This window comes from Acinetobacter sp. yr461 (assembly GCF_900110445.1).
Taxonomy (GTDB): domain Bacteria; phylum Pseudomonadota; class Gammaproteobacteria; order Pseudomonadales; family Moraxellaceae; genus Acinetobacter; species Acinetobacter calcoaceticus.
On record NZ_FODU01000012.1, the window covers coordinates 57166 to 71411 of the forward strand.

General features: G+C 35.1%; 12 protein-coding genes and 1 tRNA gene. 7 read left to right on the forward strand and 6 right to left on the reverse strand.

What is annotated here, in order from left to right; all coding sequences use genetic code 11:
• Positions 1-76: 76 nt before the first annotated feature.
• A complete protein-coding gene (locus BMW38_RS14960) occupies positions 77-460 on the forward strand; it encodes an SCP2 sterol-binding domain-containing protein (protein ID WP_003650124.1) in 384 nt (127 codons plus the stop codon).
• A 91-nt stretch (positions 461-551) separates the two neighbouring features.
• Here BMW38_RS14960 and BMW38_RS14965 read toward each other — a convergent pair whose 3' ends face one another.
• Positions 552-1664, reverse strand: a complete 1113-nt coding sequence (locus BMW38_RS14965) for a transglycosylase SLT domain-containing protein (RefSeq protein WP_092709466.1) — start codon at positions 1662-1664, stop codon at positions 552-554.
• A 372-nt stretch (positions 1665-2036) separates the two neighbouring features.
• Here BMW38_RS14965 and greB point away from each other — a divergent pair, with 372 nt between their 5' ends.
• The 4 genes from greB (at position 2037) to BMW38_RS14985 (ending at position 8390) form a co-directional block, all read left to right on the forward strand.
• Entirely contained in the window at positions 2037-2531 is a 495-nt protein-coding gene (greB, locus tag BMW38_RS14970) for a transcription elongation factor GreB (protein ID WP_092709468.1), read from the forward strand.
• Positions 2532-2620: 89 nt separating this feature from the next.
• Positions 2621-2710: transfer RNA gene (locus tag BMW38_RS14975), tRNA-Ser, on the forward strand.
• Positions 2711-3047: 337 nt separating this feature from the next.
• Positions 3048-7046: a delta-poly-L-ornithine synthetase PosA gene (gene posA, locus BMW38_RS14980; protein WP_092709471.1), complete on the forward strand. Its 3999-nt coding sequence runs from the start codon at positions 3048-3050 to the stop codon at positions 7044-7046.
• Between the two features lie 465 nt (positions 7047-7511).
• On the forward strand, positions 7512-8390 hold the full coding sequence (locus tag BMW38_RS14985) for a MetQ/NlpA family ABC transporter substrate-binding protein (RefSeq protein WP_017391793.1): 879 nt from the start codon (positions 7512-7514) through the stop codon (positions 8388-8390).
• A 157-nt stretch (positions 8391-8547) separates the two neighbouring features.
• On the opposite strand, the gene BMW38_RS14990 is transcribed toward BMW38_RS14985, so the two are convergent.
• The 3 genes from BMW38_RS14990 to BMW38_RS15000 are packed head-to-tail and all read right to left on the reverse strand — an operon-like array spanning position 8548 to position 11285.
• Positions 8548-9330: a TSUP family transporter gene (locus BMW38_RS14990; protein ID WP_003650131.1), complete on the reverse strand. Its 783-nt coding sequence runs from the start codon at positions 9328-9330 to the stop codon at positions 8548-8550.
• 4 nt (positions 9331-9334) lie between these two features.
• Positions 9335-10399, reverse strand: a complete 1065-nt coding sequence (locus BMW38_RS14995) for a hypothetical protein (protein ID WP_092709474.1) — start codon at positions 10397-10399, stop codon at positions 9335-9337.
• A 34-nt stretch (positions 10400-10433) separates the two neighbouring features.
• Complete coding sequence (locus BMW38_RS15000) at positions 10434-11285, reverse strand: alpha/beta fold hydrolase (RefSeq protein WP_092709477.1); 852 nt, start codon at positions 11283-11285, stop codon at positions 10434-10436.
• A 319-nt stretch (positions 11286-11604) separates the two neighbouring features.
• On the opposite strand from BMW38_RS15000, the gene BMW38_RS15005 reads away from it, so the two are divergent.
• Together BMW38_RS15005 and BMW38_RS15010 are read left to right on the forward strand one after the other, a co-directional pair.
• Positions 11605-12348: a hypothetical protein gene (locus BMW38_RS15005; protein WP_092709560.1), complete on the forward strand. Its 744-nt coding sequence runs from the start codon at positions 11605-11607 to the stop codon at positions 12346-12348.
• Between the two features lie 48 nt (positions 12349-12396).
• Positions 12397-12822: a hypothetical protein gene (locus BMW38_RS15010; protein WP_092709480.1), complete on the forward strand. Its 426-nt coding sequence runs from the start codon at positions 12397-12399 to the stop codon at positions 12820-12822.
• Positions 12823-13015: 193 nt separating this feature from the next.
• Here BMW38_RS15010 and BMW38_RS15015 read toward each other — a convergent pair whose 3' ends face one another.
• Positions 13016-13501, reverse strand: a complete 486-nt coding sequence (locus BMW38_RS15015; RefSeq protein WP_092709483.1) for a hypothetical protein — start codon at positions 13499-13501, stop codon at positions 13016-13018.
• Positions 13502-13593: 92 nt separating this feature from the next.
• On the reverse strand, positions 13594-13920 hold the full coding sequence (locus BMW38_RS15020) for a hypothetical protein (RefSeq protein ID WP_092709486.1): 327 nt from the start codon (positions 13918-13920) through the stop codon (positions 13594-13596).
• Positions 13921-14246: the final 326 nt, after the last annotated feature.

The following is a 14246-nucleotide window of genomic DNA, read 5'->3' on the forward strand; positions in this document are numbered from 1 at the left end:
CAAGCAGAATTGCTTCACATGATGTTGTCTGGATAGGCAACTAGAGAAATTGAACAAATAAATTTGAGGAAGAATCATGCCTGCATTTTTAACTGAAGATTGGTTTGCTACTGTCGAAAAATTAACTGCTGAAGCAGGGGATCTTAATTTGCCACCCGCTCTTGCGAATTTGGCAATTAATTTAGTAGTTACAGATGCTTCTGGAAATACCGAATTAGCTTTAGATGGGGGTAAAATCAAAAAAGGTTTGTCTTCAAATGCCAAAACAACTTTAAATATGGATGCTGAAACTTTACGTAAAGTATTCTTAGAGTTTGATATGGCTGCTGCTATGCAGGCATTCATGACTGGAAAAATTAAAGTTCAAGGCGATATGTCTCAATTGATGGCTTTGCAAACAGCTAAGCCAAGCCAAGAACAAAAAGATTTATTTAAGAAAGTATTAGAGCAAACAGCTTAAATTTAAAAGAATTCATATAAAAAGCTTACCCCAAGAGGTAAGCTTTTTATTCATACAAACAATGAATTTATCAACTTTTAAACAATAAAAATTAGATATTGATTCGTGTTTGCGCCGTTTTGATATGTTCAAGATAAGCACGAATACGAGTGACATATTGAACCGCTTGCTTATATCGACCATTACGCGTTTTATTACTTTGCAAATAATCGTAGAGATTAACCCACTGATTTGGATCTTTCCCTTGTGCCTGCAAGCGCTTCTGAATCTGGTTTACCGCACCTGGTCCCATATTATAGGCCACAAGCGCATACCAGTTCCGATCAGGGAAAGGAATATCATCATATTCACTTAGCATCTGGTCGTAATACTTTGCTCCACCTTGAATGCTTTGAGCTGGATCACTACGATTGCTTACACCCATTGCTCGAGCAGTGCTATTGGTGAGCATCATTAAGCCACGAACACCTGTGGGAGAAACAGATTCTGGCTTTAAATATGATTCTTGATAACCAATGGCTGCAAGTAAATGCCAGTCGAGATCATATTTAGCTGCACTTTGTTTAAAGCTCGCTTTATAAATCGGTAAACGCGTCGTTAAGTCACGCTGAATGGTTGACCAAGCTTCTGGTTTTACCACATTACGATTATAGAAAGAAGCAAGTTGCTGGGTTACACCATTTTGCTTACTTTGACATACAAAGCCACTAGCAGTCTGGGTGAGGGGGTCATCAGCTTGTTTAAATACCCAGCTCAACTCAGAATTTAAACCATTTTTTTGCAAACTGACTGTGTCGCCACAACTTGCAGAAAAAGACATCAAACCTTTGTTCTCGATGGTACTTAAACCTGCGGTCGTCATTGCAAAGTTTGCTTTACCTTGCTGAACCCATCTAAGTGCAGTGGCATTGTCTGCCACAATTTTAAAGTCCAGCTTTACATTAAGGGTTTGTGCATAGTTACGTGCTAAGTCGTAACCAAAACCATGTAAGAACTGATCTTCTTTGAAAACGGTTGTCGGGCTTTCTACCGCAACAACAGTTAGAGTGTTTGTATTTACTACAGTATTGTACTGTAGGGTTTTTCCTGCATTAATACTATGAAATGGAAAAAGCATAGTACTGAGTGCAAGTGCTTTTAACGGGAGAGAAGAAAATAAAGAGTTAAGGCAAAGCCTCGACCCTGAACTTGAATTACTGTGCATGTTGTCTCCGCTACAGATAATTTATGCCCAAAAAGTCAGACAATAAGCTGCCATAACTTTTAAAAGTTGATAAATTCAATAAGGGGTGGGCAGTCATGACGTCATTCAAAATGACATGAAATGAAAAAAACAAACTGTGTAGAAAATCTACATAGTTTTCTAAAAGGTTAAAAAATGCTCAACATTTAATCTGCGCGCATCATAGTATTGAAAAAAAGTATTGTCAAATTTCGTACAATTAAATATTCGATATATCATCATAAACACATGAATTTCTTAAGGAAGAAAATTTATACACTTCTGATATGAGAAAATAGGGTATAAAATGCTACATCTTGTAAGCGATATGTTGTTGAACAGTGGTTTTTAATCATGAAATCTAACTTAATCACCCGATCAGGGCATGACAAATTAGTTGCTGAATTAAAACAACTTTGGCATGAAGAACGACCGGAAATCACAAAGAAAGTGAATTGGGCTGCAAGCTTGGGTGATCGCAGTGAAAATGCAGATTATCAGTACAACAAGCAGCTACTTAGAAAAATTGATCGACGAGTACGCTATTTAGGAAAACGTTTAGAAGAATTAAAAATCATTGATTACTCCCCTGAGCAAGCCGGTAAGGTTTATTTCGGCGCTTGGGTTGAGATTGAAAACGAAGAAGGTGAGCAAAAAACTTTACGTATTGTGGGGATTGATGAAATTTATGATCATCACCCGCAACATATTTCGATTGAATCACCGATGGCCCGTGCACTGCTTGGCAAAGAAGTAGATGATGAGATTGAAGTGCATACGCCATCTGGAAAAAAGCTTTGGTATATCAATACAATTCGCTATGAGAAGAGCGAAAACCCAGAAAACTAAATTAATTTGTATTTATTTTGAGCGTTTGAATTAAAAGTTAAATAAAAGGTTTGCCAACTTGGCTTTTTGTTTATATGATAGCGCTCGTTGGAAGCGTGGCAGAGCGGTTTAATGCACCGGTCTTGAAAACCGACGAGGGTGTGAGTCCTCCGTGAGTTCGAATCTCACCGCTTCCGCCAAATTCTTAAAAAGCCCTTGTTAATGACGAGGGCTTTTTTTCATGCCTGTTTTTTATTTTCTCGACTTATATCAATTTTGAATAAAGCTATTTAAATTTTATTGAAACACGTGCATATATTTTCCCTTATTGTCATTCCCGTTTGATTTATAAGTCATAAAAATCGATTGTTCTTCTAAGTTAATAACTCACTCTCTACGCTTAAAATAAAATCTTTAATCTTCATTTAAGTTCAACTCTTTAATTTGTAGCCTAACAATTGATTTCTTTAATAGGTCATAAAAATCCAAACATGACTGTATTTAGGTTAAATCAAGAACTTAAAGAGAGTTATAAAAATGAACCAATGCGTAACAAGCTCGAAAAATATTATTCGTGGTAAATTTCACCCCGAATTTTTGCAAGATGAAGTACTCGCCGATATTTTTATTCAAACCGCTCAAAATCTCTCAGATAAAACAGCTTTAATTGAAGCAAATAAAACGCTGAGCTATGGCGAGTTATATCAGCAAGCTTTCGTTATGGCGCAACAACTGACTTTAAATGGGGTAAAAGCGGGGAATATTGTCGGGTTATGGCTACCAAGGGGTATTGAGCTTTTAAAAGCACAACTGGCAATTTGTTTGAGTGGTGCGGCTTGGCTTCCTTTTGATATGGATACGCCAGCAGACCGTATTGCAGTTTGTCTTGAAGATGCTGAAGCTGTAGGAATGATTACTACACATGAATGGTATGAACATTTAGCTGAAGTGTCACAAACCAAATGGACAAACACTGAGCTACAACAGCCTGTTATTAAACAAGTAAGCTTACCGAAAACTACCCCAGATCAACCTGCCTATATTATTTACACTTCAGGCTCAACCGGAAAGCCGAAGGGTATTGTGATTACCCAGAAAAATATTTGTCACTTTCTGCGTAGTGAAAACAGTATTTTAGGGATTCAAGAGCAAGACAAGGTCTATCAAGGCTTTTCAGTCGCTTTCGATATGTCATTTGAAGAAATCTGGTTATCTTATTTAGTTGGGGCAACATTATGGATTGCTCCAAAAAACTTGGTGAGTGACCCTGAGCGGTTATGCCAAACATTAAAGCAGGAACAAATTACAGTATTGCATGCTGTACCAACATTACTGGCTTTATTCCCTGAAGATGTACCTAACTTAAGAATTATTAACTTAGGTGGGGAAATGTGTCCGGATTCACTCGTTGACCGTTGGGCATTACCTCACCATCAAATGTTTAATACCTATGGTCCAACTGAGACGACGGTTACTGCAAGCCTTGAGTCGTTAGAACGTGGTAAACCCGTCACGATTGGGAAACCTTTACCAAACTATGGCATGTTAGTCATTAACGCTGAAAGAGAATTACTGGCTCAAGGTGAAACAGGTGAGCTCTGTATTTTTGGCCCAAGTGTGGCACCAGGCTATTTAGGTAGACCTGACTTAACGGCTGATAAGTTTATTGAAAACCCTTGGGCAATGAGTGCGGGTGAAGAGTTACTTTACCGTACTGGTGATTTGGCAAAAATTGATGAATTTGGTCAGGTGCACTGCTTAGGGCGTGCTGATGATCAGGTAAAAATCCGTGGTTTCCGTGTTGAACTTGGTGAAATTGAAGCGGCGCTTTGCGATATTGACGGTATTGGTACAGCAGCGGTAATTTTAAGACCAGAAGACGGGATTGATCAGCTTATTGCTTTTATTGCACCTGAACTTGATGCAAAACAGCCTATAGAGATTAAGCAGCTTCGACATAATCTGGGTCAACGTTTACCACCTTATATGGTGCCGAATCGTTTTGAGATTATTGAAGAAGTACCGCGTTTATTATCTGGGAAAATTGACCGTAAAGCGTTAAAAGCAAGACCGCTCACTAGTGTGATTGACCGCAGTGAGTCTGATCAGCCACAAAATCCAGCAGAAGAAATCTTATTTGAAATTTTGACTCGCCTGTTTCCAAACATGCCGATTAAGCTAGATTCGGACTTCTTTGATGATTTAGGTGGGCATTCGCTTTTAGCGGCCGTTTTAATTTCAAACCTGCGTGAACATCCTCAATATAGCCATCTTACAATTCAAAGCTTATATCAAGCCCGCAGAGTGGGGGCTATAGCAGCTTTAATGTTGGAGCAACCAGAGCCTACTTTATTTGATAGTCAGATTGGGCAAGACAACCCACGCAATCAAACTTATAAATGGCTATGTGGTATCGTTCAGTTTGCAACTATTCCCGTTTTAATCTCGATTAATATTTTGCAGTGGTTGGCACCATTCTTTACCTATCACTATTTTACAGGGGGAACCCGAGATAGCATTCCATATGCAATCGCGTTGTCTCTATTGGTTTATATCAGCGTTATTGTTAGCAGTTTTGTGCTTTCAATTACGGTAAAACGATTATTAATGTTGGGCATTGGTGCAGGTCGTTATCCACTTTGGGGAATGACTTATTTCCGTTGGTGGTTAGCAGACCGTATTAGCAATATTTCACCAGTTTATCTTTTGTCGGGTTCAACTTTACTTAACCTCTATTTAAAAGCACTGGGCGCGAAAATCGGACATGATGTCACGATTAGTTCAGTTCATATTCGTATGCCATCTTTATTAACTGTTGAAGATGGTGTGAGTATTGGCTCTCAAGTGAATTTAGAAAATGCCAAAGTCGAACATGGCCATTTGGTGTTGGGCTCAATTCACCTTAAACAAGATAGCTATGTGGGTTCATATGCTGTATTGGAAGAAAATACAGTGTTAGAAAAACAAGCTCATGTAAATGCCTTAACTTCAATTGAATATGACACGGTTGTACCGGCCGGAGAAATTTGGGATGGTACGCCAGCTAAAAAAATAGGGCATGTAGATGAACACGCTAAAATGCCAGAACGACCTAAATTATCGTTCATTCGTAAAATTTCTGAATATGGATATTATGGTGTTAGTGCTTTAATTATTGCTTGTATCTTCTTTATTCCAATTTTTCCAAGTTTCCTTTTGGTCGATTGGTTAGATGTAAACGTATTTAATATCAATCCGAATAACCACTTCCAAATCGCACTTTATTATTTCATTTTAGCGATTCCTGCTAGTGCAATGATGATGATGATTACTGCTGTAATTTCTTCTGGGCTGCGCAAAATTGTATTACCGAGCCTTGAGACAGGAACCTATGCAGTTCATGGTGGAACTTACTATCGTAAATGGTTTGCGGCTCAAATTTTAGAAACAAGCTTACAAACATTGCATGGCCTGTTTGCTACGATTTATGCGCCTACATGGTTCCGTATGCTCGGGGCAAAAGTCGGTAAAAATACTGAAATTTCTACAGCAACGGGTGTGATTCCCGAAATGCTGACTTTGGGTGAAGAAAGCTTTATTGCCGATGCGGTAATGTTAGGCGATGAAGAAATTAAAGGCGGTTGGATGTCGTTAAAAGCGACTAAAATCGGAAATCGTAGCTTTGTCGGAAACAGTGCTTATATTGCTGATGGAACTGTCTTGCCAGACAATGTCTTAATTGGCGTACAGTCAAAAACACCAGATAACCTTGAAATGTATGATGGTCAAACTTGGTTTGGTTCTCCGCCATTATTATTGCCTGCGCGTGAAGCTGCCGAAAAATATCCTGACCATTTAACGTTTAAACCAAGTTTCAAGCGCCGTTTCATGCGTGGTTTTATTGAAGGACTTCGTGTTGTATTGCCAGCCGCACTCGCAATTGGCGTAGGTTATATGATTGTATTAGACGTTATTGATGTTATTAATAACTACGGCATAGCGAAAGGACTATTAGCATTAACCATTGCAGGGCTGCTCTATGGCATCGGCTGTTTCATTATTGTGGCTTTATTAAAATGGATCTTGATTGGACGTTATCAACCACGTTCAGCGCCAATGTGGACCATGTTTGTGTGGTTAAGTGAAGGGATTACCAGCTTATATGAATCAGTTGCCATTCCAAACTTCTTAAATTACTTAAGAGGAACGCCAATGTTGCCATTCTTCTTGCGTATTTTAGGTGTTCGAATTGGTAAAGATGTCTACATGGATACGGCTGATATCACAGAATTTGACTGTGTAAGCATTGGTGACCGTGCAGAATTTAATAGCTTTTCAGGACCACAAACCCACTTGTTTGAAGATCGTATTATGAAAATTGGAAAGGTCAATGTTGGAAATGATGTAGTCGTAAATTCACGTAGTATTATTTTATACAACGCTAATGTTAGCCATCATGCAGTGCTAGGGCCATTAACGTTGGTCATGAAAGGTGAAAATATTCCTGCTAAATCTGCGTGGATTGGTTCACCAGCTGTGCCTTGGGTTCATAAATAACTCAAATTAAGTTGAATCATCTCATTTAAAAAAGTCCTTGTGAAAACAGGGGCTTTTTTATGCATAGCCTATAAATTAGCGTCATAGTTAGCTTAAATATTGCTAACAAATCCTGAAAATTTCATATAAATCAAATAAGTATATATTTTAATCAAAATTGTTTTATTTATATAATATGTTTTTTATTTTCAGTGTCTTACCGACAACGTGTCTATATATCAAAATCGAACAAGTTATTTGTAGAATATTCACTTATTGATATATGATGAACCCATATTTAGAAACTGATTCAAAACATAATTCTATTGTTCAGCGAGCAAGATCAAGGAAGAAATTAGGCTGAATTCAGGCTTCTAAACCCTTATATATCTGGAAATTATTTCCAGCCAAATATTGCATTTCGACCCAATGGTTGGGAATGTCTCACTTTTTTAGAGTAGGCGTTTCCTATTTTAGGATGTATCTATGAAAAAATTATTTAGTGTCCTGTTCAGCGCATCTGTACTCACACTGACTGCATGTAATAAACAACCTGCACAAACTGAAAATACAGCACCAGCTAAAGACAAAACTGAGTCAGTACGCACAATTAAACTTGTTTCAACAGGTTCAGACACTGACGTATGGAAATATGTTGCAACGCTTCCTGAGACTAAAGAAGCGGGTATTAAACTTGAAGTGACTAATCTGACTGACTACGTTGTGTTAAATACATCTGTAGCAAGTGGTGAGCAAGACGTAAATGCGTTCCAGTCATTTAACTACTTAGCGGCTTACAATGCTTCAAATACTGCCAAAGTTGCTGCTGTTGCAACAACTTACTTGGAACCAATGGGCCTTTATGCAAATAAAGTTAAAACTGTAGATGAGTTCCCACAAGGCGCGACAATCGCGATTCCAAACGATACTGCTAACGAAGCGCGTGCATTAACATTATTACAGTCTGCTAAATTAATTAAACTTAAACCAGACTTTGACCCTGTAAAAGGGACAACCAACGACATCGCTGAAAATCCTAAAGGTTTAAAATTAAAACCAATTCAAATGACTACGGCAGTTCGTGTTAAAAACGATGTAGATGCAATTGTACTGGGTAACACATTGGCACTTGAAGGCGGTTTAAACGTACTGAAAGATTCTATCTTCCGTGAGCCTATTGACCAGTCTACAAAGCTTTATGTGAACTTATTAGGTGTGGCTGAAGCGAATAAAAATGACCCGATCTATACGAAGTTGGGTGAACTTTACCACTTACCTAAAGTACAAAAATTTGTGAGCGAAAAATTTGCTGGTACAAAAGTTGAAGTCAACAAACCTGTTTCTGAGTTTACAGACATCAAATAAGTAATTTTTTAATTAAAATTATTTTCCAGAGCTAAGCCTCGGTAATCGGGGCTTAGCTTTTTCTATGGTATGTTCTGTTTCAGAGTAATGAGCTCTTAACAGACTTAAGAGCCTCTAGAAAACACGCTATTGAGATGCAAATAATGCAATAAATAGATCAAAAGAAATGGCTAAAATATATGAAAATAGGGTTCTTATGATCCAATAATAATTTTAGAGCCATACATAAGCTTATCAATATTAACAAAGGCTTAATCACTCTTGATCCAAATCTTACCGCAAATTTTGCGCCAATCGAAGCCCCAATAAAAGCTCCACCAGCCATTACTAAGGCGATTGGAAAAATGACATATCCTTTAATGATGAAAATAGATAAAGAACCTAGGTTACAAGCCACATTTGCTAACTTGGTATAAGATAAAGCACTCACCAACTTAAAACCTAATAATAGTACAAATGCAACTATGAAAAATGAACCGACTCCAGGACCAAAAACTCCATCATAAAACCCTAGTAACGGTGCTACTAAAAGTGCAAATAGAAAATAAGGAATAAGAGGTTTTTTATCTACATCGCTTAGTTTTGGTGAAAAAATAAAATATAAGGCTACTAAAATTAAAAGTATTGGAACAATCGTTAAAAGTACATTTTTAGGCATGAGGGTAACTGAAAGTGCCCCTAATATTCCACCTAAAAAAGACATACAAGCTATAGGGATTGCTTTACGCCACTCGATGAGTCCTTTTCTTGCGAAACTAATAGTTGCTGAAAGTGTTGCAGAGGCAGCTTGCAATTTATTGGTTGCTATTGCAGATACAGGAGGAACACCTGATAAGAGCAATGCGGGTAGAGTTATTAAGCCACCCCCACCTGCAATAGCATCAATAAATCCAGCTACCATAGCCACTAAGCCTAAGATAAGTAGGAGTTCAAAATTCAATTTATTAGCCTTTCACAATAAGAGGATTTTTTTTCAGTACAATATAATCAAGATTTTTTCTATAACCAAATAAACGAACTAATGTTCTTCGGTTATCTTTAATAGTATCTCGGCAATGTAAGCATAAACTATTATTAATAATTAAAACGGTATTAGGATTTAAATTAATAGAATCAACAATACTAGTTTTTCGAACAATTGATTCAAATTTATAAAAAGCATTTTTAATTTTTATAGAGGCATTCTCATTTGGAGTGAATCTATATGAATTGTATTTCATGGCTTTATAACCATATTTATCTACTTCTAGGATAGAAACATTTTCTCCTCCAGATCCTTGGCCCTCATTAAATGTTTCACTTCTTGTGAAATTAAAACTTTCTGTTGTTAAAGCCAGTATCTCTTCAATAGTTAATTGGCTTAACACTCTTGATATTGGAATTAAACTTGTAGGTTCATTTAAGGGGTTCCATCTTGCTGTTAAAATTAAGGAAGAAGGAGCTGGTGAGTGATTATTAACAACTTTAGTAACTGTATGGTAAGGCGCTTCGGTATGTGCAGTTAATTCTATCCCTGAATGTGAACTCTTATCAGGATTCTCATTATCAATTTTTGTAGCTCCACCGCCTTTTAGGTTTGCAACAACTCTAACGATTTTACCCACATTATCAATATCAAATGCAAAAGCATCTTCTTCAAGGAGTGCCAATATTATTTGTTCAGAAGACGCTAAGGTTAATATATCTATATCTTTTTCGAGTGTTTCAAGGGGTGGTAGTTGAGTTGATTGAGTAATATCAATTTTACTTCGATCTAATTTTTTAATATTTAGCCCTTCAAGTACTAGGTAAGGTATTTCTCTATGAATGTATTTTTCTATCATACTTTTTTCATATGAATTTAACTTTGTACTTAGTATTTCCTTAAAAGCCAGAATCTTTTCTTGAACATATAAAGAATCTGGACCTCCTAATAACGCCAACTCATATGACATTTCATTAATTAAATGAGAAATCTCGGAAGAAAGATGAAGGTGATAAGTTTCTAATTTCTTAACTATTTGATTCATGGCTAGTTTATTGTGATTAAAATTCTGCTACAGACTAGAGTGTCTCTTTTGATAAATCAATATTTTTTTTAATATTATAAGTTTTTATATTTTTTAAGAGATAATGATCTTTATCTTTCTCAATTATTAAATTAAAATTAGCTTTTCGCATAGAAATTTTTTTAAATGCTTGAACTATTTCATAGGGAATTGGAGAATACTGAGTTATACCATTAATTTTATAAAATCCTTTCGACTTTCCATCACACGTTTTTATTCCATCCAATTCTCCATATACTATTAATACTTCTCTTTTATACTCCATTAAAAAATACCAAATTGATGATGAATAAAAACTATAAGGTTTAGAAATTTCATTCTTAAATTCATTTCCATAATTTTTGTTTACTGCTTGATCTGAATATATAGCTGGACATAATAAAATTAATTGATCTATTTGAAATTTTTTTGCTAAATTTATTGCAATATAACCACCCAAACTATATCCAATAACAATATCCACCTTTTTTAAGAGACTGTAAAAAGCAATACTTTCATTTATATTTTGAGATAACGATGATTTTGTGTTACTCGTACTATTTAACCCACTTAAATTAAATGAAAGAGTTCCAATATTTTCCCTTCTAAGTAGATCTTCTAAAGGATTTAAAGAGCTTAAATCAGAGTTACCTCCATGTATAAGTAAAGCTATTTTTTCTGGAAAACCATCACAATAATTGAATTTGGCTTCTAATTCATAAGTACCAAAATCATGTACAAAGAAGAAAGAGTTTTCATTTTCGACAGGATTATTGTTTTTTAGCTCATGTGTGGGCTGGTTTGTTACTTTAGAAATGGTATTAGAAAGATATTTATGAGCAATTGATATCTTATCTTGTTTTTCCATGACTCATTGTTCCTGATAGAAGTGTTAAGGAGTTTATTGTTGATAAAATAAAATTTAAATAAAAAACTTTAACAGCATTCTTAAATTTAATTTTTTGCAAGTTTATACAAGCTTTTAATTATATATTTAATATATTTTTAAACATCAAAAAGATTTATCTTTTTCGTATTGTAACAACTTAATTTGTTGACTAATCATTTCTATTTTTTAATATACATATATACAATTTTCTTAGCGGCCCGCCTAAGAAAAATATGAAATTAAAGATTTAAAAATTATGATACCTGTACAACCATTCTCTCTTTTTGCAATTTTTCTGTTGTTTATTGCGCCATTAATTGGTGTTGTACTAACACTAGGCCTATTGGTGAAAGCACTATTCTTTTGGCGAGATAAGGCTCAAAAGCCTGTGAGGTTTTTTTCTAAAAAGACATTATTCATTATGCTATTGGCATTGATATGTGACCTATGGGCAGGTTATTTATTTTATATGACTGCATCGGTAAAGTATGAGATCGCACTTAAAGAGCATTACAAGGAAAGTCGTAGTCATTTCGTTTTATCTCAAGATGCACAATATGGCGAACTGTTGATTCCCAAAGGGAGCTTAATTAGTCGTTACGATGCTTTTGACAACGGTGAGCCACAATTACCTCTGAGTTTACGTGGATTACAGGCTGTACGTTTCCCTCATCCTGTACAAGTCGCAGGAATGTGGGTAACTGCGATGGAGCCTCCTCGAGTGGAATTGGCGTGGGATCAGCAAATAGGTCCAGTCATGCGCTTTGATCCTAATGAAGAAAATGGTTATGGTAAATGGGTTTACGACACAAAGCATCCTACAATCGCTTGTTCTCGTGGAGATATAGTGTTACTTGAAATTCCACTCATTGATTATGATATTGGAAAAGAATTTGGTAAACCTGAACCCGATGGAGCTAATGCGCGTTTTCGCCCAAGTGAATGGGGTGTCCAAGAATGTGAAAAAGGTCAGGAACCAATTAAAGTTAGCCCTGCATATATTGGGGCTAAGCCAAAGCAGCCTTGGTTTCAACTTTACTGAAAAGCTCTTAATGTATCCTTATAAAATTCTAGTAATTTGAGTAAATTTATGTGGGACACGGTCATTTCTATTTCTATTTTTGATCATTGGCTTTCAGAAGTAGAAGCTGATCAATCGAATATCATTTGCTATGACATCTCATTGAAAAATAATAGCTTGGATAAATATTTAAATGGAGAAGAAAAATTCTTAAACTTTTACTATCAACTTTTTGATGAGTATTCTTTTAAAGATAATAAAAAAATAGATTTTGATGAATATAAAGCCACTGTTATACAAAGTCTAAGAGAACATCGGTTAATGGATATTTATGTTCAAAATGGAAGAATAAAGTTAAAAGGTGGATTTGATAGGACTGATCAGCTCTTTTTAGCTAATACATCTTTGATCCCAGATATTATGAAAAAACTAGAAATAAGTAAATTACACGTTTTAGAGATAATGAGTTATGAAGATTATTTAAAATTAACGTAATGCAACTTATATGAAATTTTTCTAGCTTAAAGCCGCCTATAATCAATAGACTGCTTTGTTTATACTCCTTTAAACAATGGCATAACTCCAGAGATAAGACAGGTACTAAATGATTTAGAGTATGAATTGGAAAATTATTAGAAAAATATGAACCAGCTTTCTTAAGTGATGTTAATTTCTAAGAGTAGTCATTCTATGAAAGAAGTTCATATTGTAATGAAAGCCAATTTTTAAGATCATTTAAGAAGGTAGGCCATATCTCTTCTGGTTCTAATTTAGATATACCTTCTAAAGCCAGATATAACTCATCATCATAATAATTTATAAAATCGTATAAATCTTCATCGTCAGCGTATCTGGATATTTCTAGTAATATTGCAAATAAATTAGAGATTAATTCTATTGAATATTTGCTAGATGATAGTGTCTCTACATGTTTCTTTAATACTTCACAAAGAATTTTTTTCTTAAGAGTAGGTTTTACGTTAGTTTCAGCAATACTAATATTATTAAAATAATCTAAGACTTCTTCATCTTTAGAGAAAAAACAAATGTCTAAAGCTAATAGATCTGCTGGATTTTTGTCTAATTTATCTATAGCCCAGTTTTGAATGTCTTTAGCAGATTTTAAGTTTAATGTTAATTCCAGTTTGAACTGAAATTTTTCTGCATCATTCATTTTATATTATTCACTTTTTAGCATTCATATAATATACCTTACACAAATAGCCTATCATTAGTAGGCTGCCTCATTTTATATAAAATAAGATTTTAATATGAAGAATTTCTTACCTTTTTAGGCATTCCGCAATGCTTACAGTTTCTTCTAAATACAAGGCTTATTCCATCCGTTCCAAAACCTTCAGTAAAAAAACTCTCTTTACACCAAGGACAAATATCTTTAGACAAGAAAAAAAAGCTACTAAAAAGCATGAGTAATAAAGCTACTATAATCAAAACAAGTGTAGTCACTGAAATATTAACGTTAAAGTAGGTGAGAAGCTGAAAGATACAAAACAAGAAAAAAGGATTTCCAAAGAGTGTAAAAATAACAAAGTACTTTCTAATTTTCAAAAGTCGCTTATATTCTTGATTCATTCAAAGACCTATATTTTAAAGATATTCTAGAATTAATAACATACACCTTATACGAAATGCTTGCGTAGACCCAAATCAAAAAGCCCATAAATCACTAAAATTTACTGAATTTCTATAACTTTATAAACCCCACTTTAACAATAACTCACTCATTATTTATCCTTACTTTTTAATGATCTAATTTAAAACAAATGTCATTTTGTGTGCTTGACTGAAAAAGGGCAGAGCACTATCCTTTGCCTGCTGGCCTACATTGCCAGTCGGTCGTCGCAGACCGCATAATAACTCCCGCATCAGAGTCATTCCTTCTGAGGAATAGTCTTGTG

Excerpts from the sequence above, each read along its gene's own strand:
- BMW38_RS15010 (WP_092709480.1), top strand. The coding sequence starts at position 12,397 with ATGTGGGACACGGTCATTTCTATTTCTATTTTTGATCATTGGCTTTCA.
- BMW38_RS14965 (WP_092709466.1), bottom strand. The coding sequence starts at position 1,664 with ATGCACAGTAATTCAAGTTCAGGGTCGAGGCTTTGCCTTAACTCTTTA.
- BMW38_RS14985 (WP_017391793.1), top strand. The coding sequence starts at position 7,512 with ATGAAAAAATTATTTAGTGTCCTGTTCAGCGCATCTGTACTCACACTG.
- BMW38_RS15015 (WP_092709483.1), bottom strand. The coding sequence starts at position 13,501 with ATGAATGATGCAGAAAAATTTCAGTTCAAACTGGAATTAACATTAAAC.
- greB (WP_092709468.1), top strand. The coding sequence starts at position 2,037 with ATGAAATCTAACTTAATCACCCGATCAGGGCATGACAAATTAGTTGCT.
- BMW38_RS15020 (WP_092709486.1), bottom strand. The coding sequence starts at position 13,920 with ATGAATCAAGAATATAAGCGACTTTTGAAAATTAGAAAGTACTTTGTT.
- BMW38_RS14995 (WP_092709474.1), bottom strand. The coding sequence starts at position 10,399 with ATGAATCAAATAGTTAAGAAATTAGAAACTTATCACCTTCATCTTTCT.
- posA (WP_092709471.1), top strand. The coding sequence starts at position 3,048 with ATGAACCAATGCGTAACAAGCTCGAAAAATATTATTCGTGGTAAATTT.
- BMW38_RS15000 (WP_092709477.1), bottom strand. The coding sequence starts at position 11,285 with ATGGAAAAACAAGATAAGATATCAATTGCTCATAAATATCTTTCTAAT.
- BMW38_RS14960 (WP_003650124.1), top strand. The coding sequence starts at position 77 with ATGCCTGCATTTTTAACTGAAGATTGGTTTGCTACTGTCGAAAAATTA.